Origin of the sequence: Thalassococcus sp. BH17M4-6, from assembly GCF_049323015.1 — a bacterium.
Lineage (GTDB): Bacteria > Pseudomonadota > Alphaproteobacteria > Rhodobacterales > Rhodobacteraceae > Puniceibacterium.
Genome location: NZ_JBMPGU010000008.1, coordinates 59,227 through 83,721, shown reverse-complemented (window position 1 = coordinate 83,721; position 24,495 = coordinate 59,227). Strand labels below are relative to the sequence as shown.

The following is a 24,495-nucleotide window of genomic DNA, read 5'->3' as shown; positions in this document are numbered from 1 at the left end:
ATCTGTTGGGAAAAAGGCGCCGCGCGGGCGGTTCAGAGGGTTCTTGCGTCGCGACTCGCGGCGCGCGCCCGTCGCGTGACCGGCGTCAGTGCTTTCAAATAGCCCGAAACCGACAGGATCAACCAAAAACAAAGTTATCGATTCCTTATGCGCGTCGCGCATCAGCATCCCCACGGCGCAATTGGTACGCCACAGCGAACCTGCTGGAAACACGATAGCCTTGGTGGTTTAATCCTTTAGCGCGACCTGACCAAGGGCCGTGTGTCTTATCGTCCTATGAAAGTATTGCCGTATATCCGGCAACACTGTCAGCTCCGCGGCAATCGAAGGTCAAGTCAACTACATGACACAGGAATTGATCAAGTTCTGGGACGAGGCGCCCCTGACGGAATACCCCTACATTCATCCGCAAGATAAAGAAAACCTAGATGGCCGCGTTTTTCTGCCGCCGATCAAGACCTTCGACGAATATCAAGCAGCTTTGCGCGAACGACGGATGCGGAAGCCAGGCTATCAAGTGTCTCTCCTGCCATTGCCATATGTTGGTGATGTGGTGAATGCACGCTTCGTGATCCTGATGCTTAATCCCGGCCTGAGTGCGAACGACTTCTATGTCGAGCACCATGTTCCCGAATTTCGCGACAACTTGCTGGCCACAATTCGGCAGACCCGCGCCACACATATGTTTCTTGATCCCAAATGGGCTTGGACAACTGCATTTGGCTGGTGGCATGGAAAGGTTAGGCGCTTGGTTGGAGAACTTTCGGAGCGGAAATTCGACAACAACTACGGACGCGCTCTGGACCTGCTGGCGCGAGAGGTCGCCTGCATCGAACTGGTGCCCTACCACTCTGTTTCCTTCACGGGCAAACTGAACCTGGCATCGACCACAGCGGCTCGAAGTGCTGCTCAGGCAATCGCGAAGGATTCCGGCCGCACGCTGATCGTGACGCGCAGCGTCAAAGCTTGGAACCTCCCGGACCAGCCCAACGTGATCAAATATACAGGGGGCGAGACCCGCTCGGCCAGCCTTGGCCCGAACAGCAAGGGGGGCAAGGCAATACTTGACCTTCTGCTGTCCAGCTAAGGCACGGCACGACACATAGGGCCTTCTGCGGTCATACGGGGTAAGACGGATCAGAATACCCTTTGCAACCCCGCCCGCCCCGCGCTACCTCAGCCCCATGTTCATCCCCTTCTTTGACAACCTCCGCCGCGCCTCCGTGCCGGTCTCCTTGCGCGAATATCTGACCTTCCTCGAAGGCATGGCCGCGGGCCTCGCCACCTATGATATCGAGGCGTTCTATTACCTCGCCCGCGCCGCCATGGTGAAGGACGAACGCCACATCGACCGGTTCGACCGCGCCTTCGCCGCAAGCTTCAAGGGCCTCGAAGAGATCAGCAATGACGCGGTCCTCAATGCGGTCGACATCCCCGAAGAGTGGCTGCGCAAGATGACCGAAAAGCACCTCACCGACGCCGAAAAGGCCGAGATCGAGGCGCTTGGCGGGTTCGACAAGCTGATGGAAACCCTGAAGGAGCGGCTGAAGGAACAACAGGGCCGCCACCAGGGCGGCAGCAAATGGATCGGCACCGGCGGCACATCGCCCTTCGGCGCCTATGGCTACAATCCCGAAGGCGTCCGCATCGGCCAAGAGACCAGCCGCCACCGCCGCGCGGTCAAGGTCTGGGACAAGCGCGAATTCCGCAACCTCGACGACCAGGTCGAACTGGGGACCCGCAACATCAAGGTGGCGCTCAAACGCCTGCGACAGTGGGCCCGCGACGGCGCGGCCGAAGAGCTTGACCTCGACGGTACCATCCGGTCGACCGCCAACAACGGCTACCTGGATGTCAAAACCCGGCCCGAACGGCGCAATGCCGTGAAGGTGCTGCTCTTTCTCGACGTGGGCGGGTCGATGGACGACCACATCAAGGTGGTCGAAGAGCTGTTCAGCGCCGCCCGCGCCGAATTCAAACATCTGGAATATTACTACTTCCACAACTGCCTGTATGAAGGTGTGTGGCGCGACAACCGGCGCCGCTGGGATGCCCAGACCCCGACGCACGAGGTGCTGCGCACCTACGGCAAGGACTACAAGTGCATCTTTGTCGGCGACGCCTCGATGTCGCCGTACGAGGTCGCCTATCCCGGTGGCGCCAACGAACACTGGAACGCAGAGGCGGGACAGGTCTGGCTTCAGCGCGCCCGGACCCAGTGGCCCGACCACCTGTGGATCAATCCGGTGCCGGAAAAGCACTGGCAGTATACCCAGAGCATCGGCATGATCCGCGAGATCTTCGAGGACCGGATGGTGCCCATGACCCTCGATGGCATCGACCGCGGCATGCGCGATCTGGTGCGCTGACCCCATCACCCGCCGCCTGCGCGGTGCACCGCGCCCTGCCCTTCTCCGGTTCCCAATCACCCTCGGGGGAGTCGCAGCCCCGCTGCGACGGGGGCAGCGCCCCCGATGCGGGAACATCCCCGCCCACCGGACGTTGGCCCCGTGACACAAGACACATCAGTCGAAGGAGAGACACGATGATCAACAAGACAGGTTCCGCAAAATGGACTGGCGATCTGCAATCCGGCAAGGGGCACGTCAGCACCGAATCCGGCGCGCTCAACGATCAGCCCTATGGCTTCAACACACGCTTTGAAGGCCAGGCAGGCACCAACCCCGAAGAGCTGATCGGCGCCTCGCACGCCAGCTGCTTTTCGATGGCACTTTCGATGATCCTGGGCCAGCACGATGCGACCCCCGACATGATCGAAACCACCGCCACCGTGTCGATGGACAAGGAAGGCGAAGGCTTCGCGGTCAAGAAAATCCACCTCGACGTGACAGGCAAGGTGCCGGGTATCGATGAGGCCACCTTCATGGAAGCCGCCCAGGCTGCCAAGGACAACTGCCCGATTTCCAAGCTGCTCATGGGCGGTTCGGCCGAAATCACGATGGATGCGAAATTCACCTCCTGACCTCGCCATCAGAGCATTCGCAAACGCCCGCGTTCCCGTGACGCGGGCGTTTTGCTTGCCAGCGCCAGCGGCCGCCCCCATATCTTCTGCATGCTGAAGTTCACCCCGATCCTGCTGGCGATTCTCTACGCCGCCGCGATGTACCACTTCTCGGCCCGCCGCACGGCCAAGGAGCTGGACGCCCGTTCGACCGAACTGGCCGACCCAAAACTCAAACGCCTGACCGACCGCATGGCCGCGGCGCTCAACCTCGAACGCATCCGCGTGAACATTTACGAGATCGACCCGGTGAACGGCCTCGCCGCCCCCGACGGGCGGATCTTCATCACCCGTGGCTTCTACCGCAAATACCAGCAAGGCGAGGTCACGGGCGAAGAGCTGGCCAGCGTCATCGCGCACGAGCTGGGCCATGTCGCCCTGGGCCATTCCCGCCGCCGCATGATCGACTTTTCCGGCCAGAACGCCCTGCGCACCGCCCTGGCGATGGTGCTGTCGCGCTTCATTCCGGGCGTCGGCCCCTGGATCGCCAACGCGCTGATGTCGCTGCTGGCGGCACGGCTTTCGCGCGGCGACGAATACGAGGCGGACGCCTATGCCGCCGCCCTGCTGCACAAATCCGGCATTGGGGTCGATGCGCAAAAATCGCTCTTCCGCAAGCTCGAGGAACTGACGCAAAGCCGCGCGGGCGCGGTGCCCGCCTGGCTGATGAGCCACCCCAAGACCGAAGAACGCATCGCCGCCCTCGACAAGCTGGAGCAGCGCTGGACCCCTGCCGAATAGGACCGGCTGCGCAACCGGCGTAGGGTGGGTTTACAACCCACTATCCTGCGGCAACACGACCTCGAACGCCGCCTCCGCCCGGTCAACCCCGTTGACCTGCGCGATTACGGCATGTGCGCCGGGATGATAGGTAAAGGTGGTGGCATCGGCCTTGAGGACGTGGCGCTTGCGCAGCACCACCCGTTCCCCCGCGCCAAGGGCCACGGCCTTGAGCTTGAACACCTTTTCCGCCTCTTTCCCCTTGGGCCGCGCAAGGCGCAGACGGTAATCCACCAGCGCCCGGCTAGCCTCCGCCGCCTCCAGCACCACCTCGAACACCAACGCGCCGCCGATGGGCACCTCTCCGCTCTCCAGCCGCAAGGACACCGCCAGAGTCGCATCCCGCCGATACCCCAGAAGCTCCAGCGCCCCCGCCTCGCCGCGCTTGACGGCGGTGCGCAGCGCATGGCGGGTGATCCAGTCCATCTCGCGCCTCTCCTGACGCCCGGTCGCCGCCCAGCCCCGCAACCGATCCACCACCACATCCGGCGCGATTTTCGAGATGTCGTTCATGTGGTTCGCGACCGACCGCGTGACATAGCGGGTCGGATCAGCGTGCAGCCGATCCAGAAACCGCAGCGGCACCAGCGGGTCGAGCGTGATGCCGGTGGCCCAGGGCAGCCTTGGCCGCGTGCCCTCGCTCACCAGCCGCCGCACGTGGTAATTGTCATCGCCTGCCCAGGCATCCAGCCGCGCAAGCGTCTCCTCCGGCCAGCGGTTGAGGAAGGGGCGGATATAGAATTCCATCGAAAACCGCTTCGTCGCCGCATGCAGCAGGTCCAACGCCCGCTCCCGATGTGCCTCCAGCCCGTGCCGCACCGCCAGAATCCCCGGCACCGCATGGATGAACCGGCCGAAATCGTCGTCACGCAGGTCCGGATCGAGCTCCGGCGGCATCGCGGCCTCGAGCGCGTCTGCCATGGCGGGAAACTCCCGCGGCAGCTGCGCTTCCACGCAGGTGGCGATCCAGTCCAGCCGCTCCAGCAGCCCGCGCCCGGCCAGCCCGCCCAAGGCCTCCGCCTGGAATCGATCCGCATCGAACCCGGGCAGGCGCGCATAGTCCCGCGCCAGATCGCCCAAGCTGTCGGCATTGAAAAGCTGATCCGACAGCGAAAACCCCGCGCCGCCGCCCTTGCCGTCCGGTCCTCGTGCCATCCCTGCCCTTCTCCGGTTTTCAATAACCCTCGGGGGAGTCGCAGCAAAGGCTGCGACGGGGGCAGCGCCCCCTTGATCAAGAGACTCAGATCGTGGCGTTGGTCGCCCCGCCGTCCAGCAGGATGTTCTGCCCGACGATAAAACCCGCGTGCTGCGAACACAGGTAGGCGCACATCGCCCCGAATTCCGCCGCCGTGCCGTAGCGCCGCGCCGGAATCGTGGCCGCGCGTCGCGCGCGGGCTTCCTCGAGGCTGATGCCTTCGGATTTCGACACGCCGCCATCCAGCGCATCGGCCCTGTCGGTGGCATGGATGCCCGGCAGCAGGTTGTTGACGATGACCCCCATCGGCGCCACCTGCCGTGCCGTGCCCGCGACATAGCCGGTCAGACCCGTGCGCGCCGCATTCGACAGGCCCAGCTGCGGGATCGGCGCCTTCACGGATTGCGAGGTGATGTTGACCACCCGGCCCCAGCCCCGCTCGGCCATGCCGGGCATCAGCGCCGTCATCAGCGCCACAGGGGTCAGCATGTTGGCATCAAGTGCGGCGATGAAATCCGCGCGGTCCCAGTCCGACCACAGCCCCGGCGGCGGCCCGCCCGCGTTGGTGACAAGGATGTCCACCGTGCCCGCGGCCTCCAGCACCTGCGCGCGCCCGTCCTCCGACACGATATCGGCGGCCACGGTGGTGACGCGCACGCCGAACCGGTCGCGGATCGCCGCGGCCGTCTCCTCCAGCGCCTCGGCTCCGCGCGCATTCATCACCAGATCGACCCCCGCTTCGGCCAGCGCCTCGGCGCAGCCCCGGCCCAATCCCTTGCTCGACGCGCAAACCAGCGCCGTCTTGCCTTTGATCCCCAGATCCATATGCTCATCTCCTCTCCCGACATCGACAAATGGCCGGGCTCACGGCCTGTTGATGCCACAATCACGGGCCATAGACTAGGACCGAAGCTTCTGGCGCGGCGCGCCGCAAGGATCAGGTGAGATGACAGGTTCCGACGGTTTCCGTACCGCACACAGCATCGGCGTGTTCCGCGCCGACCACCTGCGCGTCTTCAGCGGCGCCAACCTTGGCGACGGGATGGCAGTCGCCGAGGATCTGATGCTGGACGACATCTACCGCCTGTCGCCGGTCGCGTCCCTCGTGCCGCTCAGCCTTGTGCCGCGCCCGCAGCCGCCCTTCCGCATCGGGGCCGATTCCGAGGTCGGCACCCCCGGCGCCGATCTCTACCTCGACTGCTGCGTCACGCTGATGTCCGGTGCCGGCACCACGACCGAGGCGCTCGTGCTGGTCGAAACCGACAGCGCAGGCGGCATCGTGGACACCTTCGTGCTGCCCCTGGCCCCGCTCAGCCCACGCACGGATTATGCGCTGGTCGGCATCAATCCCGACATCGCGTTGCAAAAATTCGCCCAAGTCGCCTGCGTGTCCTTCACCCGCGGCACGCACATCACCATGGCGTCGGGCGCGCAGCGCCGGGTCGAGGAATTGCAGGTCGGCGACAAGGTGCTGACCCGCGACGACGGCCCCCAAACGATCCGCTGGATCGGCCATACCACCACGCGCGCCATCGGGGCCTTCGCGCCGATCCTCATCAAGGCGGGCACGCTGCACAACGCAGGCGACCTGGTGGTCAGCCCCGACCACCGCCTGTTCATCTACCAACGGACCGACCGACTGGGAGCGGGCCGTCCGGAACTGCTCGTCAAGGCGCGCCACCTGATCAACGGCGACACCGTGACCCGGCAGTCGGGCGGTTTTGTCGATTACTTCCAGATGCTCTTCGACAGCCACCAGATCATCTACGCCGAAGGCATTGCTGCCGAGTCGATGCTGGTCGACACCCGCACCCGCGCCGCCCTGCCCGAAGAGGTGTCGGCCAGGCTCGGCTCCGTGCTGCCCGGCCACCGCGACACCTCGCACCTGAGCCTGGAAGTCCACGAGGCGCTCCTGCGCCGCCCCGACGCCGCCGACCTCTTGCGCAAATCCTCGGGCGGCTGAGCGGCACCATCGGTAGATCGCCGCGCTCCGCAACTCGAGATGTCGCGGAGGTAGAGCAGACCTCTCTGCCTACCTGTCCCGCAGCGCCGCGATCAGCTCGTCCTTATCCATGTCAGATCGTCCCTCGATCTCCAATTCCTGCGCACGCTCGTAAAGCGCGTCCTTTGTCCAGTCCTCGTACGGCGGCTGCGATCCGCCCTTTTTCGACGGGTTCATGTCGTCGTTGGCTTGCGCATTGGCGATGCGCGCCGCCTTTTCCTTGCTGGCGCCCTTGTCGCGCAGCGCCTGGTAGGTGTCTTCGTTCTTGATCGACGGATCGGGCATGGGATCTTCCTTTCACTTTAAGGGACAACCCGCCACAGCGCCGCCGTGTTCCCGGTCGTCAAAAGCTTACAGATTTGTAAATTCAGGCCGACAGGCGGAATAATCAATTAGATTACAAATAGTTACGATATCGACACGCGAGGGCGCCTGAAAGGTCCACGCAAAAACCGTTCGGCAACTGGAACAGTCCGTGCATTCTGGATGTTGATCTGTCATTCCAAATCAAGGTCGTCCTCGTCATGCGCGCTCTCACCACTGGTCTTTGCCTCACCCTTTGCATTTCCCTTCCAGCCTTTGCACAAGAGGGTGGCGGCGATCAGAAAGACCAGAGCCTCAAGGATCGCGGCGCCTATCTGGTCAACATGGCGGGCTGCTCGCATTGCCACACCGCCGCCGAGGACAAGCCCTTTGCCGGGGGCGTGGCGTTGCAGACACCCTTCGGCACGCTGGTGGCCCCCAACATCACCCCCCACGAGACCGGCATCGGCGGCTGGACGCAGGAAGAATTCACCCGCGCCTTGCGCGAGGGCAAGAACCAGGACGGTGAACCGCTCTACCCCGCCATGCCCTACGAGGCCTTCACCAAGATGAGCGACGAGGATGTCGCGGCAGTCTGGGCTTATATCTCCACCGTCGAACCCGTGGACAACGCCGTCGAGACGGTGCAGCTTCCCTTTCCCTACAACGTTCGCCCTGCCGTGCTGGTCTGGCAGGAGATGTTCTTTGAACCCGGCCGCTTCGAACCCGATCCGGCCCGCGACGACGAAACCAACCGCGGTGCGTACCTGGTCGAGGCCTTTGCGCATTGCAGTTCCTGCCACACGCCCCGCAACGCGCTGGGTGCGCAGATCGCATCGCAGAAGTTCCAGGGCGGCGCGGCCGAGCAGTGGTACGCGCCCGATATCAGCAAGGGCCCCGATTCCGTGCTGACAAAATGGAGCGACCAGGACCTGATCGCCTTTCTGTCGGACGAGCATTCCCGCAACATCCCCTCTTTCGGCCCGATGAGTCAGATGACCAACAGCCTGTCCAAGGCCCGGCCCGAGGATGTCGCGGCGATCGCAAAATACATGCTGACCGCCCAGCCCGAGGTGGACGAGACCGAGCCGACCGATCCCGCCCCGCTTGATCCGGATGTCGCCACCCTTGGTGCCAGCGTATTCGCCAGCAATTGCCAGAGCTGTCACACCGAAACCGGCGAGGGCACTCCCGGCGTTGCGGCCAGCCTCGTCGCCAACGGGGGTGTCGTGGCCCGGTCGCCGAACAACGTGATCTCGGTCCTGCTTCAAGGCATTGCGCCCAACGAATCCTACGGTGTCATGCCCAGCTTTGCCGACAAGCTCAGCGACGAGGAGATCGCCGCCGTCGCCAACCACGTGCGCCGCAGCTGGGGCAACGAGGGGATCGAGGTTGCCACGCCGTCGCGCGTCGCCTCGCTCCGCGCGCTTAACGCGGAACCCGACGGCGCGGTGGATCTGGCGGTCAACTGCCGGTCGGTCGCGGACGATGCGGTCACGCCCGACCTTGCCGCTGCACTGTCCAAGCGCGTGGAAGACGGCACCGAAGGCGCGAGCGGGCTTGAGGAGATGGCCAATGCCTATGCGGACGCCCGCCCCGAAATGACCCGGGGCGAACGGCTGGTGGCGATGGGCGCGATTTACTGCCGGGAACTGGCCATCGCGAACCCCGATATGACGCGTGACCGTTTCATTTCCTCCAACCTGTCGTTTGTCGAGGATCTGGGGAAAGCCCTGCGCGACCGCCCCCGCAACTAAGGGGCGTTCTTGCCAAGGGTCAGGCTGGGGCCTATACGCGCGCTCATGCTGGACACGCCCACAAACCGCCCCGCCCTGCCGCCGGAAATTGCCCGGCGGCGCACCTTTGCGATCATCTCGCATCCTGATGCGGGCAAGACGACGCTAACGGAAAAGTTCCTGCTTTACGGCGGGGCGATCCAGATGGCCGGACAGGTCCGCGCCAAGGGCGAGGCGCGGCGCACCCGGTCGGACTTCATGCAGATGGAAAAGGATCGCGGCATTTCCGTCTCGGCCTCGGCCATGTCCTTTGACTTCAAGGACTTTCGGTTCAATCTGGTGGACACGCCCGGCCACTCTGACTTTTCCGAAGACACGTATCGCACGCTGACGGCGGTGGATGCCGCCGTGATGGTGATCGACGGCGCGAAAGGCGTGGAAAGTCAGACCCAGAAGCTGTTCGAGGTCTGCCGCCTGCGCGACCTGCCGATCCTGACCTTCTGCAACAAGATGGACCGCGAATCCCGCGACACGTTCGAGATCATCGACGAGATTCAGGAAAACCTCGCCATCGACGTAACGCCCGCCTCCTGGCCCATCGGCATGGGTCGTGATTTTCTGGGCTGCTATGACATCCTGCGCGACCGGCTGGAACTGATGGACCGCGCCGACCGCAACAAGGTGGCGGAATCGATCGAAATCAACGGTCTGGACGATCCGCTGCTGGACAAGCACGTGCCAGCCGAGCAACTGGCCCGCTTGCGTGAAGAGGTCGAGATGGCGCGCGAACTGTTGCCCGCGCTTGACCCGCAAGCAGTGCTCGAAGGACATATGACACCGATCTGGTTCGGATCGGCGATCAACTCCTTCGGGGTCAAAGAGCTTATGAACGGCATCGGCACCTACGGGCCGGAACCGCAGGTTCAATCCGCAAACCCGCGTGCCATCGCACCCGAGGAAAAAAAGGTCGCGGGCTTTGTCTTCAAGGTGCAGGCCAACATGGACCCCAAGCACCGCGACCGCGTGGCCTTTGTCCGCCTGGCCTCGGGGCACTTTGAGCGGGGCATGAAACTGACGCATGTGCGCAGCAAGAAACAGATGGCGGTCACCAACCCGGTGCTGTTCCTCGCCGCCGACCGCGAACTGGCGGAAGAGGCCTGGGCCGGTGACATCATCGGCATTCCCAACCACGGCCAGCTGCGCATCGGCGACACCCTGACCGAAGGCGAAAACTTGCGCGTCTCGGGCATCCCCAGCTTTGCGCCGGAACTGCTGCAATCGGTGCGCGCGGGCGATCCGATGAAAGCCAAGCACCTGGAAAAGGCGCTGATGCAATTTGCCGAAGAAGGCGCTGCCAAGGTCTTCAAACCCGCTTTCGGGTCGGGCTTCATCGTCGGTGTCGTGGGCGCCCTGCAGTTCGAGGTGCTGGGCAGCCGGATCGAGATGGAATACGGCCTGCCCGTGCGTTTTGAGGGATCGCAATTCACCTCCGCCCGCTGGGTGCACGGCCCCAAGGACAAGGTCGACGCCTTCATGGCCGCCAACAAGCAGCATATCGGCCACGACAACGACGGCGACATCGTCTATCTTACCCGGCTGCAGTGGGACATCGACCGCATCGCTCGCGACTACCCGGACGTGACCCTGTCCAACACCAAGGAAATGATGGTCTGAGGCTCTGCTGGGTGTCCTTTGTCCGGCGCAGTGGGGGGCCAGCCCCCCACACCCCCCGAAGTATTTCCGGGCAGATGAAGACACCTCTGTGGCGCGCAAAGCGCGGCGGCGCGGCGCCTTGCACGGTGTCGATTGCCTTTTGTCGCGGGGAAAGGTCACTCTGCCCGCATGAGCAAAGATGATCCGACCTATCCCGGCGGCTTTCCCGCCATCCTGACCCAGATGGAGGGGCGGCGCGGCGCCGTGGATTACGGCCCCGGCGAGGCGCTTCCACCGTTCGATCTGGACCTCGCCCCGCTTTGCGCGCAGGGCGTGCGCGACCCCGAGACCGACCCTGCCGAGGCCACGACATCGCGCAGCGGCTATGCCCGCAAGCGCCGCGCCTTGCGGGCCGAATTCACCGGCCTGTCGGAGCTTTGTTTCCTCAACGGTCTGCTCATCGCGCATCTGCGCAAGCGCGACCAACCTGCGCAGACCGCGCCGCTGTTCCGCAGGCTCTGGGCCGAACAGTCGGACCATCTGCTGGCCCATCTCAACCCGCGTTGGCTGGTGTCGTCGGTGACCACCTTCGGCGATCACCCCGCCAATGCCGCGCAGGCGTCGGTCGGGCTGTCGCTCACGGTGCTTTTCGGCACGATGAAGCTTTATGAATCCGAACGGCTCTATTCCGGGCTGACCCCCGACCGGCCGTTTCCGCTGGACGGCAAGGTCAAGGCGCGACTGCCCATGCAGATGGATGCCTATGCACTGAGCGGCGGCGGGCTGGATGTGAACCTGCTGGGGCGGCTCTGGACCGAGGCGGGCACCGATCCGACCATCGGCCCGCTCGCCCGGCATCTGCTGGAGCAGCTGATCGCCGACGACAGCACGCTTTTCCGCAGGCTGGCCACCATGCGCGCCCGCAAGGCCCGGCGCGACAAGGGCGCCAAGGTCAGGACCAAACCGCGCAACATCGCCCCCGTCGCCGCCCGGGCCGCGGCGGGGGATGCTGAGGCGCTGCGCTGGGGTCTTGTCACGACACTGAAAGCGCCGGTGGCGCAGGCCGCGCGCTTTGCCGCGCATCACCTGGATCTGGGCGCCCATGCGCTGCACCTCTATCTTGATGCGCCGGAGGCCGAGACCGTGGCCTACCTGTCGCGGCACCCGCGCATTCACATCACCCAATGCACCGACGCCTGGTGGCGCAAGATCGGCAAGCACCGGCCCGAGGCGCACCAGCTGCGGCAGGCCCACAACGCCACCCGCACCCTGCGCGCCAGCGACGGCACCCTGGACTGGCTGGGCCACATCGACGTGGATGAATTTCTGCTGCCAGACCGGCCGGTGCCGCAGCTTCTGAGCCGGGTCGACCCGTCGCACGCCTATGCCCGCATCCTTCCGGCAGAGGCGCTGGCGGGAACCGGCGCGCCGCAGAGGTTCAAGCTGACGCACAAGGCGGCCGGTCAGCGCAAGGCGGTGGTGCAGGACATCTATCCCACCTTCGGCCTGCATCTTTACGGCGGGTTCCTCAGTCATCATTCCGGCAAGGTCTTTGCCCGCCCGGGCATCCCCGACAGCCGTCTGGGCATTCACACGCTGAAATACCGGGGCGAGGAGGCGACGAACGCCACCACCCTGCCCGACCTTTACCTTGGCCATTTCCACGCCCCCAGCTGGGCGGATTTCCGCAGCCATTTCGATTTCCGCCGCGCGAAGGGGTCGTACCGGGACCGCAACGATGCGGGCAAGACCGACCTTTCGGACATCATGGCCTTTCTCGTGCAAGAGGAAGGCGACGACGGCCTGCGCGCCCTGTTTGACGAAGTCTGCGCCGATACGCCCGAGTTGCGGGCGCGGCTGGCGGCGCATGGCATGCTTCTGACGCGCGAGATGGACCTTGATGCCACGGTCAGGCGGGTCTTCGGGGCGCTGCCATGATCCGCTGGGGGATCGTGTCGACCGTCAAGGCCCCGTTCGAGCAGATCGCCGGGTTCTGTGCCTGGCATCTGGATGCGGGGGCCACGCATATCTACCTCTATCTGGATGAGGACGCGCCCAACACGCTGGCGCGGCTCAACACGCATCCGCAGATCACCGCGCTGCACACCGACGCGGACTGGTGGGCCAAGCGCAAGGGCCGCCCGGAAAAACACCAGGCGCGGCAATCGGTCAACGCCCGTCATGCCAACAACCGTTTCGTGAACAAGGCCGAACCGGCGCTGGACTGGCTGGCGCATATCGACGTCGACGAATTCTTGATCGCAGAGCGGCCCGTCGCGGATCAGCTTGCCGGGCTGTCGCCCGACACGCTCTGCGCCCGGGTGCGCCCGATCGAGGCCTTGGCGTCAGAGGGGACCGAGACCGTCTTCAAGGCCTTTCACCTGGATCAGGCTGCCCGGCAACGCGCCGCGCTGGCCTGTTTTCCGACCTGGGGCGCGCACCTGTCGGGCGGATTTCTGAGCCACGTGGCGGGCAAGCTATTCTTCCGCACCGGCCTCAAGCGATTGCAGATCAAGATCCACAACATTCTGCTGGATTGCGTGCAGAACCCCGGGCAGGTGGAACTGCCGGGGATAGAACTGGGCCACTTCCACGCCCACAGCTGGGATCACTTCCTGGCCGCTTACCGGTTTCGCCTGGCGCGCGGCTCTTACCGGGCCGAGCTTCATCCGCAGGTGCGCCAGCCCGGCGCGCTGTCGCTGCACGATCTCTTCCGGCAGATCGAGGCGGAGGGCGGCGAAGCGGCCCTGCGCGCCTTTTACGAAGAGGTCGCAGTGGCAACGCCTGCGCTTTGCGCACGGCTGGACGCCGAGGGGCTGCTGCGCCGCTACGATCTCGACCTCGCCGCGCGGCGGGCCCGGCATTTCCGATAAACTGGGCGGCGCCCCGTGAAATGCGGAAATGATGCGCTATATCCTCACTGAAACACCGTCGATTCCTGCGTGAATCGGCCCTCATTGACGCTTTGCGGGCTTTTCTATAAAAGCCGCGCACGGGTCACAGATGTGGATAACCACAAGGCCGTCCGGGCCTGACCTTCAAACCAGACGTACGGGCCAAATCGTGTCCGTAAGCATCGGATACAGATGACAAAATTCTCTGACCTGAACTTGAACCCCAAGGTTCTCAAAGCCATTGAAGACGCCGGGTACGAAACCCCGACGCCGATCCAGGCGGGGGCCATCCCGCCGGCGCTCGAGGGGCGCGACGTGCTGGGCATCGCCCAGACCGGCACCGGCAAGACCGCCAGCTTCACCCTGCCGATGATCACCATGCTGGCCCGTGGCCGCGCCCGCGCGCGCATGCCGCGCAGCCTTGTGCTCTGCCCGACCCGCGAACTGGCGGCACAGGTGGCGGAAAACTTCGACACCTATGCCAAGCATGTGAAGCTGACCAAGGCACTGCTCATTGGTGGTGTCAGCTTCAAGGAACAGGACCTGCTGATCGACAAGGGTGTCGACGTGCTGATCGCGACGCCCGGTCGCCTGCTGGACCATTTCGAACGCGGCAAGCTGATCCTGTCGGACGTCAAGGTGATGGTGGTGGACGAAGCCGACCGGATGCTCGATATGGGCTTTATTCCGGACATCGAAAAGATTTTCGGCCTTACGCCGTTTACCCGGCAGACGCTGTTCTTTTCCGCCACCATGGCGTCAGAGATCGAGCGGATCACCAACACCTTCCTGTCGAACCCCGCCCGGATCGAGGTCGCCCGCCAGGCCACCGCGTCCGAGACGATCGAACAGGGCGTGGTGATGTTCAAAGGCTCCCGCCGGGACCGCGAGGCATCGGAAAAGCGCAAGGTGCTGCGGATGATGATCGACGCCGAGGGTGACGCCTGCAGCAACGCGATCATCTTTTGCAACCGCAAGGTCGATGTCGATATCGTCGCAAAATCGCTCAAGAAATATGGCTATGACGCGGCCCCGATCCATGGCGATCTGGACCAGTCGCAACGCACCCGGACGCTGGACGGGTTCCGCAACGGCGACCTGCGGTTCCTCGTGGCGTCGGACGTGGCGGCGCGCGGCCTTGATGTGCCCGCGGTCAGCCATGTGTTCAACTTCGACGTTCCCAGCCATGCCGAAGATTACGTGCACCGCATCGGCCGCACTGGCCGCGCCGGCCGGTCCGGCAAGGCGCTGATGATCTGCGTGCCGAAGGACGAAAAGAACTTCGAGGATATCGAGAAGCTGATCCAGAAAGAGATCCCGCGCCTCGACAATCCGCTGAAATCCTCGGCCCCCGCGGCTGATGCCGAAGAGTCCAAGACCGAGGAAAAGCCCAAGCGCAGCCGGTCCCGGTCGCGTCGCTCGGACGACAAGCCCAAGACGGACGCACCTGCCCCCGAGACGGCCAAGGCCGAACCGGCAGCAGAGACGCCCAAGGCCGACGCCCCCCGCTCTGACAGCAAACCGCGCAACGAAAGCGCGCGTGGCGGCAATCGCGGCGGCGGCGGGCGCGACAACAAGGTTGTCGGCATGGGCGATCACTTGCCCAGCTTCATCGCGCTGAGCTTTGAGGATCGTCAGGCCAGCTGACTCCGAATTTCGCTTTTACGTAATCTCATGTAAGCTCCCCGGTATTTCACAACCGGGGAGCTTTTTCATGCCATCCATGGATATACAGGTGCTCGAAGGCGTATTCGACGGAGAGGAAAAGGCCGCGATCATCGAACGCGTCACGGCCGCTTTCGCCACCGTGTCGGGACAGACCATCGCACATGGCCTTTCGATCCGCATTCACGAGGTGAAAAGCGCCGCCTGGGGCTATGCCGGCACAGTGCTGAAAACGCAGGACGCGCTGGCGATGAAGGCAAAAGGCTGAACCGCCAAAAGAAAAGCGCCCACCAGGATGGGCGGGCGCGATTCTCTTGCGGTGCGTTGCGGCCTTGGATCTAGCGGCCGATGGACCACCAGCCGCGTTTCTTCGGCTTCGCGTCGTCCTCTTGCGCCGTATCCGCTGTTTCCAGCTCCGGTTCCGCAGGGGCGGGTTCGGGCGTGGGCGCAGGGGTCGGTGTTTCCTCTGCCACCGGCGTTTCGGGCGCGGGTTCGGCCACCGGGTCTTCCGGCGTCATGGGCGCGCTGGCCGCGGTTTCCACCGCCTCCGGTTCCGCCACCCCTTCTGACGCAAGCGCCGCGTCGACGGGCACCGGCGCGTCGGGTGTACCGCCGTCCTGTTCCGGCTCGACCGCCATCGGGGCCGGGTCCGCCGCCACCGGGTCAAGATCGACCGCTGCGGTTTCAGGCACCGCGTCGACCGGAGCGGGCTCTGCAGACGCCTCTGCAACGGCGGGTGCCGCCTCGGTCCTTTTGCTGCGCGACCGGCTGCGGGACTTGGGCTTGGGCTTTTCCTCTGCCGTTTCGGCCTGGGCTGCCTCGGGCGCTTCTGCCGTCACAGATTCGTCTGCGGTCTCTTCGGTCTTCTTCGACCGCGACCGGCTGCGCGTGCGCGGCTTGGCCTTGGGCTTGTCCTCTGCCGCCTCGGGGGCCGCATCCGTCTGCGGCTGATCCGCCTCCGCAGGGGCCTCGGCCGTTGCGGCATCCGCGGTATCGGATGGGGTGTTCTCCGCGTTGTCGGACCCATCGCCGTTATCGCCATTGTCCGATCCGGACTTGCCGCGTCCGCGCCGACGCCGACGGCGGCGCTTCTTGGGCTTGCCCTCGTCGCCGTTGTCGCCCTCGCCCGACCGGTTCTGCGGCTGCGACTTGGCTTGCGCTTCGGCCTCGGCCGCTTCTTCCGCCTCTTCGTCGTCCCAGGCCGAGGTCTGATCCTCGTCGATCTGGTCCATCAGAGAGGTATCGACCGACACAACATGACCCGACGCTTCGGGGACAGAGCGGGTGGCAGTCTTGAACTTCTCCATCGAGAAATCGGGGCTGACCAGGTGCATGTCACCCTCGATCCGGACGGCCATGCCATACCGCATCTCGATCTGGGCGATGTGTTCGCGCTTCTGGTTCATCAGATAGTTGGCAATGCCCACCGGGCATTTGATCAACACCTCGCGCGAGCGTTTGCGCACGCCTTCCTCTTCGATCTGGCGCAGCACCTGCAGGGCCAGATTGTCGTCTGACCGGATCAGGCCGGTGCCGTGGCAGGACGGGCACGGCGCGGTCGTCGCCTCGATCATGCCGGGGCGCAGACGCTGGCGCGACATCTCGAGCAGGCCGAAACCGCTGATCCGGCCCACCTGGATTCGGGCGCGGTCGGTCTTGAGCTTGTCTTTCAGCTTCTTCTCGACGGCGGCGTTGTTCTTGCGCTCGTCCATGTCGATGAAGTCAATGACGATGAGCCCGGCAAGGTCGCGCAGGCGCAGCTGACGGGCCACCTCTTCCGCGGCCTCGAGGTTGGTCTTGGTCGCGGTCTCCTCGATCGAGCCTTCCTTGGTGGCGCGGCCAGAGTTCACGTCGATGGCCACCAGCGCCTCGGTCACGCCGATGACGATATAGCCACCGGATTTCAGCTGCACCGTCGGGTTGAACATCGAGCTGAGATAGGATTCCACCTGGTAGCGCGCGAAAAGCGGCATCGCTTCGGCGTAATGTTTCACGTTCTTGGCGTGGGACGGCATGATCATCTTCATGAAGTCCTTGGCGATGCGGTAGCCGCGTTCGCCCTCCACGAAAACCTCGTCGATCTCGCGGTTGTAAAGATCGCGGATCGACCGTTTGATCAGGTCGCCCTCTTCGTAAATCTTTGCCGGCGCGATGGATTTCAGTGTCAGTTCGCGGATCTGTTCCCAAAGCCGCTGCAGATATTCATAGTCGCGCTTGATTTCCGTCTTGGTCCGCTTGGCGCCCGCGGTGCGGACGATCAGGCCTGCGCCTTTCGGGATCTCGATCGAATTGGCGATGTCCTTGAGCTTGGACCGGTCAGCGGCATTGGTGATCTTGCGGCTGATGCCGCCGCCACGGGCGGTGTTGGGCATCAAAACGCAGTAGCGGCCGGCAAGGCTCAGGTAGGTGGTCAGGGCCGCGCCCTTGTTGCCGCGCTCTTCCTTGACGACCTGCACCAGCAGGATCTGGCGGACCTTGATGACTTCCTGGATCTTGTACCGCTTGGGGCGCGGCTTGCGCACCGGGCGCAGGTCTTCCTCGGTGTCGTCGTCGGCCACGGATTCGATGCTGGAATCCACGTCCGAGGCGCGCTTCGTGTCGCCCCCGTCCTCGTCTTCTTCATCGTCGGCGGCTGCACCGTAATCGTCGCTGTCGTCCTGGGACGCATCCGCGGCGCTGTCGTCCTGCGCGGTCTCAGGCTCTTCCACCGGGGTTTCGGTGACAGTTTCCATCGGCGACAGGCCTTCGCCGTCGTCGCCTGTGTCTTCATCATCAAGGTCGATGGTTTCCATCCCCTTGATCCCGGCAGACGTGTCTTCGCCCTCGACCTCTTGCGTCGTGGTCTGATCGTCCGACGTGGCCTTTTCCGCCTTGGAGGACGACCGCGAGCGCGACCGGCGGCGGGGTTTGGGCTTTTCTTCCTCGTCCTCGCGCCGCTGCGCTTCGGCATAGGCCTGTTCTTCGTCCATCAGGGCCTGACGGTCGGCGATGGGGATCTGGTAATAATCCGGATGGATTTCCGAAAACGCCAGGAACCCGTGGCGGTTGCCGCCGTAATCAATGAACGCCGCCTGCAGCGACGGTTCGACCCGGGTTACCTTTGCGAGGTAGATGTTGCCAGCAAGCTGGCGCTTGTTTTCGGATTCAAAGTCGAATTCCTCGACCTTGTTTCCGTCCACCACCACGACGCGGGTTTCCTCCGCGTGGGTGGCGTCGATAAGCATTTTCTTAGCCATATGTTCCAATTGCACACGCCTGTTGCGCCTGCCCCCGTGGGGGGTGGCGCTTTGGCGTGGTGTCTTGTCTGAGCGACGGGGGGCGCGCAGGCCGACAGCGACCCGGGGGGGCCTGCCATCAGCCTCACTGTTTCGGCGCGCGTCATCGCGTTTCTTCTCCGACACAGATCACGGGATCGATCCCGGCTGTGCCCATTATGAGCCCGTTGCGTGGCAACCGGGCGGACTTTGTGGCCTTGCGGCCTGATCGGTCTGTCCAGAGATCGGGGCATTGCCCTGAAAACCAACTGTCCAGCGAAACTCTCATCGGTGCTGCGCGGTCGCGCAAATCAGCCTGACCGTCAGCATAATGCCAGGCATGGTAAAATGACAATGGCCAATCGTCGGACAACTGACGCTGTGTCGCGCCAGAAAAGCGGCCCGGATCGGCGCGCACTGATGTGACCCGGCTGTGCACTCTCGCAATTTCGGCATGGGGTCGGGGCTGCCGCAGCACGTCGTCCAGGACATCAAGAACGGCGCGGAAGCGACTGATTTCACGTCGTTCTGCGCACAATCCTCACCGGCGACACGGGAGAATAGCCACAGCGCACCCCTGGGAATACCCGTCCAATCGTTCATGGACTTCCGGCGGCCACTCGCTGAATCTCAACAGTTCGGCGATCCCGTCCGGTTCGGGTTGGTACCAGAAGAATTCCGGGCCGCTCTGGCCAGCGTATGACATTCTGCGACGCGTCTCGCCCCGCTGGCACCGCGCGCCCTACCCCAGCGCGCGCAGCCGCTTGATCAGGCTCGACGTGTCCCAGCGTCCGCCGCCCATCTTCTGCACGTCCTTGTAGAACTGGTCGACCAGCGCCGTGACCGGCAGCGACGCCTGAACCTCGTCGGCGGCATCAAGGCAGATGCCCAGATCCTTGCGCATCCAGTCAACGGCAAAGCCGTGGTCGAAATGATCGTCCAGCATGGTCTCGTACCGGTTGGCCATCTGCCACGATCCCGCGGCGCCCTGCGAAATCACCTCGACCACCGCGCGCCCGTCCAGCCCCGCCTTGTCGGCGAAATGCAGCGCTTCGGACAGGCCCTGCACCAGCCCGGCAATGGCGATCTGGTTGCACATCTTTGTCATCTGGCCCGCCCCCGATCCGCCGATGCGGCGACAGAGCTTGGCATAGGCGTCGATGATCGGCTCGGCCAATTCATAGGCGGGCAGATCGCCGCCGCACATCACCGACAGCTGGCCGTTCTCGGCCCCCGCCTGCCCGCCGGAAATCGGCGCATCCACAAAGCACAGGCCCAGTTCCTTGGCGGCGGCGAAAAGCTCGGCCGTGACCTTGGCCGACACGGTGGTGTGATCGACGAAAACCGCGCCGCGCTTCATCCCCGCAAAGGCGCCATCGGAGCCAAGGCAGACAGAGCGCAGATCGTCGTCATTGCCGACGCAGGCCATGACGAAATCCGCGCCCTCGACCGCCTCTTTGGGAGTGGACGCCCACTGGCCGCCATGCTCTGCAGCCCAAGCTTCGGCCTTGGCGGCGGTGCGGTTGTAGACGGTGACGTCATGGCCCTTCTTCACCAGATGCCCCGCCATCGGGTAGCCCATCACCCCCAGCCCGAGAAACGCCAGTTTCGCCATCGTCCGCTCCTTCATTCATTCCTTGCGCCCAAGGTTGTCCTCCGCCCCCGCCCCCTTGGCAAGGGGCAAGCGCCGGGTTAACCCGTCAGGACCCGAATTAGCGCAGAAGACGGAGACGGAAATGGCCTTTCTCTTCAGATGGCTGCTCAGGCTGACCTCGACCGCGATCCTGCTCGCGGTGCTGGTGGTGCTTGTCGTCTACTATCTCGGGTCGCGCTCCCTGCCCGATTACGACAAGACGCTGACGGTGTCGGGGCTGACCGCCGATCTTGAGATCGTGCGCGACAATTCCAACGTGCCGCATATCCTTGCCGCGTCGGACCGCGATGCGTTTTTCGGGCTGGGGTATGTCCATGCGCAGGACCGGCTTTGGCAGATGACGCTGCTGCGCCGCACCGTGCAGGGCCGTCTGTCCGAGGTGTTCGGCGCGCGCACGCTCGAGACCGACAAGTTGATGCGCAGGCTCGATCTTTACGCGCTGGCGGTGCAATCGGTCGAGGCGCAGGATGGCCGCACGCGCGACGCGCTCGAGGCTTATGCCGCCGGGGTCAACGCCCGCATCAACGAGATCAACGCCGACAGCCTGGGCCGCGGCGCGCCCGAGTTCTTTCTGTTCAACGCGCCGCTGGCGCCCTGGCAACCGGCGGATTCGCTGGCGCTGATCAAGGTCATGGCGCTGCAGTTGTCGGGTCATCTGCGCGACGAGGTGCTGCGCGCCCGCACGTCGCTGCAACTGGCCGACCCCGACCGGCTGTCAGACCTGCTGCCCGACATCCCCGGTCAGGGCCTGGCAGCGCTGCCGGATTATGCCAGCCTCGTGCCCGGCCTGCCCCGCTTTGCCGCCGCCCAGCCGCAGCCCGACGCCTTTCTGTCGCCGGTGCCGCGCCGCGGGCTTGCGGGTGCGTCGAACGTCTGGGCCGCCGCCCCGTCACGCTCGGCCACCGGCGGCACGCTGCTGGCGAACGACCCGCACCTGGGCTTTTCCGCCCCGTCGATCTGGTACCTGGCGCGGATGCAGTTGAGTTCCGGCGGCGTCATCGGCGGCACGATCCCCGGCATTCCGGCGATCCTGCTGGGTCGGTCCGACCGCCTGGCCTGGGGCATCACCTCCTCCTACCTCGACGATCAGGACCTCTTTATCGAGGAGCTGAATCCCGACAATCCCGAGGAATATCGCACCCCCGGCGGGTTCAAAACCTTCACCACCCGCCGGTCGATCATCGAGATCAAGGATGCGCCGCCCGTCACCCTGACCCTGCGCTGGACGGACAACGGCCCGGTGCTGCCCGGCACCACCTTCGACATCGGCACGGTGACGCCGCAGGGCCACGTGACCGCCCTGTCCTGGACAGCGCTGTCGGGGCGGGACACGTCGATGTCGGGGGCCATCGGACTGATGCACGCGGCCTCGGTAGACGAGGCGCTGACCGTGTCCGAGGCTGTCGTCGCGCCGTCGCAGAACCTGACGCTGATCGACGCAGACACCATCGCGCTCAAGACCGTGGGGGCGATGCCGCGCCGCGACGCAGACCACCAAAGCCGTGGCCGCCTGCCCAGCCCGGGCTGGATCGAGACGAACCGCTGGCAGGGCGTTCTGCCCTATTCCGCCAACCCCGAATTCATCGCGCCTTCGGGCGGCATCGTCGGCAACACCAACAACAAGATCGTCGACCGGCCGTTTCCGCTGCACATGAGCTATGAATGGGGCGACAGCCAGCGGGTGATGCGCTGGGAAGGGCTGATGCAGGGCCGTCAGGTGCACACGCGCGACAGCTTTATCGAGGCGCAGCTTGATACCGTGTCGGTGGCGGCGCGATCGCTCTTGCCGCTGATCGGGGCGGATCTGTGGTTCACCGGCGAAGCCGCGCCCGAGGGCACGCCCGAACGCCAGCGCCAGCGGGCGCTTGACCTGCTGGCCAACTGGAACGGCGAGATGAACGAACACCTGCCCGAACCGCTGATCTACGCCGCTTGGCTGCGCGCCCTGCAGGACAGGCTGATCCGCGACGACCTTGGCCCGCTGGCCAATGAGTTCGATCACGTGGAGCCGCTTTTCATCGAACGGGTCTACCGCGATGTGGACGGCGCTTCGGCCTGGTGCGACATCATCCGGTCGGCGGCCAAGGAAACCTGCACCGATCTTGCGCGTCTGGCGCTGGACGACGCGCTGGTCTGGATCGGAGAGAATTTCGGCACCTCGCTGGAATCCCTGCGTTGGGGGGACGCGCACCAGGCCACCCACGACCACGCGGTTCTGGGCGAAGTGCCGGTGCTGCGGTACTTCGTCAACATCCGGCAAAGCACCTCGGGCGGTGACCAGACACTGCAGCGCGGGCGCACCTCGGGCCGCGATCCGACGCCGTTCCAGAACGTGCACGGCGCGGCCTATCGCGGTGTGTATGACTTCGCCGATCCGGATTCGTCGGTCTTCGTGATCTCGACCGGGCAATCGGGGCATTTCCTGTCACGCCACTACGACGACCTGGGCGAGCTGTGGCGGCGCGGCGAATACATCCCGATGTCGCTGGACATCGACCTCGCCCGTGCCGCGGCAGTGGGCGTGACCCGGCTGACCACGGACTGACGGCGTTCCCGCCAAAGTTGAGTGAATTGCGGAAATTTCGGAACATTGCGGAAAAGGGCCGCGTTTGTCCCGAATATTCCAAAAAAGACGCGGGGACATCATGGATGGATTGGCACGCAAACTGGGTCTTCGGACCGATCCGGCGATCTTTTTCTCAGCCGCGCTGCTGACCCTTCTTTTCGTCCTTGCGCTTGTCATCATGCCCGGCCCGATCGGCGATGCCTTTGCCGCCGGTCGCGCGCGGATCGTCACCAACCTGGGGTGGTTTTTCATCCTTGGCGTCAATGTCTGGCTGGGCTTCCTGCTCTGGGCCGCGATGTCGCGGCATGGGCACATCCGACTGGGTCGCAAGGGATCGCGGCCGGAATATACCAACCTCAGCTGGTTCACGATGCTCTTTGCCGGCGGCATCGGCACGGTGCTGATGTTCTGGGGCGTGGCCGAGCCGATTTCGCATTTCTCCACCCCGCCCCTGCCGGGGATCGAGCCCTACAGCGAAGAGGCGGCCAAGGACGCCATGTCCATCGCGATCTATCATCTGGGCTTGCACACCTGGACCATCTTCACCCTTCCGGGGCTGGCTTTCGCCTATTTCATCAACCGCTACGAGCTTCCGGTGCGGGTGTCGTCGGTCTTCTACCCGCTGCTGCGCGAGCGTATCCACGGCCCCATCGGCAAGACCATCGACGTGGCCGCGATCCTGGGCACGCTTTTCGGCGTGGCAGTGTCGCTGGGCCTGGGTTCCAGCCAGATCGCCGCCGGTCTTAATGAGCTCTTCGGCACCGGCGACGGCGCATTCGTGCAGGTCTGCATCCTCGCGGTGCTGACCGGCGTCGCCGTCACGTCTATCGTCGTCGGCCTCGACAAGGGGGTGAAGCTCTTGTCGAACCTCAACATCGGAATGGCGGTGGCGCTGATGATCTTTGTCCTGATCTGCGGCTCCACCCTCTTCCTGCTGCGCGGCATCGTGGAAACCTTTGGCCTTTATTTCTCGAACCTGCCGCGGCTGGCCTTCTGGAACGACATGCTGGCCAACAACAACCCCAGCAACGATGACTGGGGCTGGCAAGGCTCCTGGACCGTGTTCTACTGGGCTTGGACGGTCACATGGTCGCCCTTTATCGGTCTTTTCGTGGCGCGTATCTCGCGCGGGCGCACGATACGTGAATTCGTCTTCGGCGTGCTGCTGGCGCCGTCGCTTTTCACCCTGATCTGGTTCGCGATCTTCGGCTGGCAGGCAATGGAGTTTGACGGTCTTGGCGCCGCCGCGCGCGATGCGATGGGCGATCAGGCCGGGGCGATCAGCGATGCGGTGGCCGAAAGCGTGCCACTGGCGATGTTTGCCTTTTTCGAACAACTGCCCTGGACCAGCTTCATCCAGGGCTTTGCAGTGGTGATCGTGGCGATCTTTTTCGCCACCTCGTCGGACTCGGCCTCGCTGGTGGTCGACATGCTCTGCACCGGTTCGGCCACGCCGGGCCCGGTGCACCAGCGCGTGTTCTGGGGCGCGGCCGAAGGGCTGGTCGCGGCGATGCTGATCATCCTCGCCGGTGAGGCGGGGCTCACCGCCCTGCAACAGGTGATCACGGTCGTCGGGCTGCCGATCTTCGTGCTGGTCAGCATGATGATACCGTCTCTGATCCTCGGTTTTTCGAACGAGGAGATCGACCACATCAACATCGGCACGAGGCCGGAACTGGACAGCTTTGCGCGCGACACGCCGGACTGACTGGCGCACGGACGATAGCATGTCGCGAAAATCCCGTATCGCCTGGGGCTGCCTGAAATCTTC

The 24,495-nt window shown here is 64.5% G+C and carries 18 protein-coding genes; 13 read left to right on the top strand and 5 right to left on the bottom strand.

Annotated elements, in window-relative coordinates:
* The first annotated feature begins 343 nt into the window (after positions 1 to 343).
* The 4 genes from ACOXXX_RS12745 (at position 344) to ACOXXX_RS12730 (ending at position 3,763) form a co-directional block, all read left to right on the top strand.
* Positions 344 to 1,087 carry a hypothetical protein gene (locus tag ACOXXX_RS12745; RefSeq protein WP_422826974.1) on the top strand — a complete coding sequence of 248 codons (744 nt, stop codon included), beginning with the start codon at positions 344 to 346 and terminating at the stop codon, positions 1,085 to 1,087.
* 97 nt (positions 1,088 to 1,184) lie between these two features.
* Positions 1,185 to 2,369 (top strand): vWA domain-containing protein, encoded by a 1,185-nt coding sequence (locus ACOXXX_RS12740; protein ID WP_422826973.1) that lies wholly within the window; start codon positions 1,185 to 1,187, stop codon positions 2,367 to 2,369.
* 176 nt (positions 2,370 to 2,545) lie between these two features.
* Positions 2,546 to 2,983, top strand: a complete 438-nt coding sequence (locus ACOXXX_RS12735) for an OsmC family protein (RefSeq protein WP_422826972.1) — start codon at positions 2,546 to 2,548, stop codon at positions 2,981 to 2,983.
* Positions 2,984 to 3,073: 90 nt separating this feature from the next.
* Positions 3,074 to 3,763 (top strand): M48 family metalloprotease, encoded by a 690-nt coding sequence (locus ACOXXX_RS12730; RefSeq protein ID WP_422826971.1) that lies wholly within the window; start codon positions 3,074 to 3,076, stop codon positions 3,761 to 3,763.
* Between the two features lie 30 nt (positions 3,764 to 3,793).
* Here the strand turns inward: ACOXXX_RS12730 and ACOXXX_RS12725 are convergent, their stop codons facing one another.
* Both ACOXXX_RS12725 and ACOXXX_RS12720 read right to left on the bottom strand, forming a co-directional pair.
* Positions 3,794 to 4,957, bottom strand: a complete 1,164-nt coding sequence (locus ACOXXX_RS12725; protein WP_422826970.1) for a hypothetical protein — start codon at positions 4,955 to 4,957, stop codon at positions 3,794 to 3,796.
* A gap of 85 nt (positions 4,958 to 5,042) precedes the next feature.
* Positions 5,043 to 5,822, bottom strand: coding sequence for an SDR family oxidoreductase (locus ACOXXX_RS12720; protein WP_422826969.1), 780 nt, complete (start codon positions 5,820 to 5,822; stop codon positions 5,043 to 5,045).
* Positions 5,823 to 5,943: 121 nt separating this feature from the next.
* On the opposite strand from ACOXXX_RS12720, the gene ACOXXX_RS12715 reads away from it, so the two are divergent.
* The gene (locus tag ACOXXX_RS12715) at positions 5,944 to 6,960 is read left to right on the top strand and encodes a Hint domain-containing protein (RefSeq protein WP_422826968.1); all 1,017 of its coding nucleotides are present in this window, start codon (positions 5,944 to 5,946) and stop codon (positions 6,958 to 6,960) included.
* Positions 6,961 to 7,029: 69 nt separating this feature from the next.
* On the opposite strand, the gene ACOXXX_RS12710 is transcribed toward ACOXXX_RS12715, so the two are convergent.
* Complete coding sequence (locus ACOXXX_RS12710) at positions 7,030 to 7,284, bottom strand: DUF7218 family protein (protein ID WP_422826967.1); 255 nt, start codon at positions 7,282 to 7,284, stop codon at positions 7,030 to 7,032.
* 239 nt (positions 7,285 to 7,523) lie between these two features.
* On the opposite strand from ACOXXX_RS12710, the gene ACOXXX_RS12705 reads away from it, so the two are divergent.
* The 6 genes from ACOXXX_RS12705 to ACOXXX_RS12680 all read left to right on the top strand — a co-directional run bounded on the left by ACOXXX_RS12705 (position 7,524) and on the right by ACOXXX_RS12680 (position 15,518).
* The gene (locus tag ACOXXX_RS12705; protein ID WP_422826966.1) at positions 7,524 to 9,059 is read left to right on the top strand and encodes a cytochrome c; all 1,536 of its coding nucleotides are present in this window, start codon (positions 7,524 to 7,526) and stop codon (positions 9,057 to 9,059) included.
* A gap of 45 nt (positions 9,060 to 9,104) precedes the next feature.
* Positions 9,105 to 10,712: a peptide chain release factor 3 gene (locus ACOXXX_RS12700; protein WP_422826965.1), complete on the top strand. Its 1,608-nt coding sequence runs from the start codon at positions 9,105 to 9,107 to the stop codon at positions 10,710 to 10,712.
* Positions 10,713 to 10,880: 168 nt separating this feature from the next.
* A complete protein-coding gene (locus ACOXXX_RS12695) occupies positions 10,881 to 12,629 on the top strand; it encodes a glycosyltransferase family 2 protein (protein WP_422826964.1) in 1,749 nt (582 codons plus the stop codon).
* Entirely contained in the window at positions 12,626 to 13,564 is a 939-nt protein-coding gene (locus ACOXXX_RS12690; protein ID WP_422826963.1) for a glycosyltransferase family 2 protein, read from the top strand. The genes ACOXXX_RS12695 and ACOXXX_RS12690 overlap by 4 nt, the downstream gene beginning before the upstream one ends.
* A 213-nt stretch (positions 13,565 to 13,777) precedes the next feature.
* Positions 13,778 to 15,232: a DEAD/DEAH box helicase gene (locus ACOXXX_RS12685; protein WP_422826962.1), complete on the top strand. Its 1,455-nt coding sequence runs from the start codon at positions 13,778 to 13,780 to the stop codon at positions 15,230 to 15,232.
* A gap of 67 nt (positions 15,233 to 15,299) precedes the next feature.
* Entirely contained in the window at positions 15,300 to 15,518 is a 219-nt protein-coding gene (locus ACOXXX_RS12680; protein WP_422826961.1) for a tautomerase family protein, read from the top strand.
* Between the two features lie 70 nt (positions 15,519 to 15,588).
* Here ACOXXX_RS12680 and ACOXXX_RS12675 read toward each other — a convergent pair whose 3' ends face one another.
* Entirely contained in the window at positions 15,589 to 18,486 is a 2,898-nt protein-coding gene (locus ACOXXX_RS12675) for an Rne/Rng family ribonuclease (RefSeq protein WP_422826960.1), read from the bottom strand.
* Positions 18,487 to 19,246: 760 nt separating this feature from the next.
* Positions 19,247 to 20,119 carry an NAD(P)-dependent oxidoreductase gene (locus ACOXXX_RS12670; protein WP_422827103.1) on the bottom strand — a complete coding sequence of 291 codons (873 nt, stop codon included), beginning with the start codon at positions 20,117 to 20,119 and terminating at the stop codon, positions 19,247 to 19,249.
* 121 nt (positions 20,120 to 20,240) lie between these two features.
* Here ACOXXX_RS12670 and ACOXXX_RS12665 point away from each other — a divergent pair, with 121 nt between their 5' ends.
* On the top strand, positions 20,241 to 22,703 hold the full coding sequence (locus tag ACOXXX_RS12665) for a penicillin acylase family protein (RefSeq protein WP_422826959.1): 2,463 nt from the start codon (positions 20,241 to 20,243) through the stop codon (positions 22,701 to 22,703).
* A gap of 100 nt (positions 22,704 to 22,803) precedes the next feature.
* Positions 22,804 to 24,432, top strand: coding sequence for a BCCT family transporter (locus tag ACOXXX_RS12660; protein ID WP_422826958.1), 1,629 nt, complete (start codon positions 22,804 to 22,806; stop codon positions 24,430 to 24,432).
* The last annotated feature ends 63 nt before the right edge of the window (positions 24,433 to 24,495 follow it).

Excerpts from the sequence above, each read along its gene's own strand:
- ACOXXX_RS12745 (WP_422826974.1), top strand. The coding sequence starts at position 344 with ATGACACAGGAATTGATCAAGTTCTGGGACGAGGCGCCCCTGACGGAA.
- ACOXXX_RS12740 (WP_422826973.1), top strand. The coding sequence starts at position 1,185 with ATGTTCATCCCCTTCTTTGACAACCTCCGCCGCGCCTCCGTGCCGGTC.
- ACOXXX_RS12735 (WP_422826972.1), top strand. The coding sequence starts at position 2,546 with ATGATCAACAAGACAGGTTCCGCAAAATGGACTGGCGATCTGCAATCC.
- ACOXXX_RS12730 (WP_422826971.1), top strand. The coding sequence starts at position 3,074 with ATGCTGAAGTTCACCCCGATCCTGCTGGCGATTCTCTACGCCGCCGCG.
- ACOXXX_RS12725 (WP_422826970.1), bottom strand. The coding sequence starts at position 4,957 with ATGGCACGAGGACCGGACGGCAAGGGCGGCGGCGCGGGGTTTTCGCTG.
- ACOXXX_RS12720 (WP_422826969.1), bottom strand. The coding sequence starts at position 5,822 with ATGGATCTGGGGATCAAAGGCAAGACGGCGCTGGTTTGCGCGTCGAGC.
- ACOXXX_RS12715 (WP_422826968.1), top strand. The coding sequence starts at position 5,944 with ATGACAGGTTCCGACGGTTTCCGTACCGCACACAGCATCGGCGTGTTC.
- ACOXXX_RS12710 (WP_422826967.1), bottom strand. The coding sequence starts at position 7,284 with ATGCCCGATCCGTCGATCAAGAACGAAGACACCTACCAGGCGCTGCGC.
- ACOXXX_RS12705 (WP_422826966.1), top strand. The coding sequence starts at position 7,524 with ATGCGCGCTCTCACCACTGGTCTTTGCCTCACCCTTTGCATTTCCCTT.
- ACOXXX_RS12700 (WP_422826965.1), top strand. The coding sequence starts at position 9,105 with ATGCTGGACACGCCCACAAACCGCCCCGCCCTGCCGCCGGAAATTGCC.
- ACOXXX_RS12695 (WP_422826964.1), top strand. The coding sequence starts at position 10,881 with ATGAGCAAAGATGATCCGACCTATCCCGGCGGCTTTCCCGCCATCCTG.
- ACOXXX_RS12690 (WP_422826963.1), top strand. The coding sequence starts at position 12,626 with ATGATCCGCTGGGGGATCGTGTCGACCGTCAAGGCCCCGTTCGAGCAG.
- ACOXXX_RS12685 (WP_422826962.1), top strand. The coding sequence starts at position 13,778 with ATGACAAAATTCTCTGACCTGAACTTGAACCCCAAGGTTCTCAAAGCC.
- ACOXXX_RS12680 (WP_422826961.1), top strand. The coding sequence starts at position 15,300 with ATGCCATCCATGGATATACAGGTGCTCGAAGGCGTATTCGACGGAGAG.
- ACOXXX_RS12675 (WP_422826960.1), bottom strand. The coding sequence starts at position 18,486 with ATGGCTAAGAAAATGCTTATCGACGCCACCCACGCGGAGGAAACCCGC.
- ACOXXX_RS12670 (WP_422827103.1), bottom strand. The coding sequence starts at position 20,119 with ATGGCGAAACTGGCGTTTCTCGGGCTGGGGGTGATGGGCTACCCGATG.
- ACOXXX_RS12665 (WP_422826959.1), top strand. The coding sequence starts at position 20,241 with ATGGCCTTTCTCTTCAGATGGCTGCTCAGGCTGACCTCGACCGCGATC.
- ACOXXX_RS12660 (WP_422826958.1), top strand. The coding sequence starts at position 22,804 with ATGGATGGATTGGCACGCAAACTGGGTCTTCGGACCGATCCGGCGATC.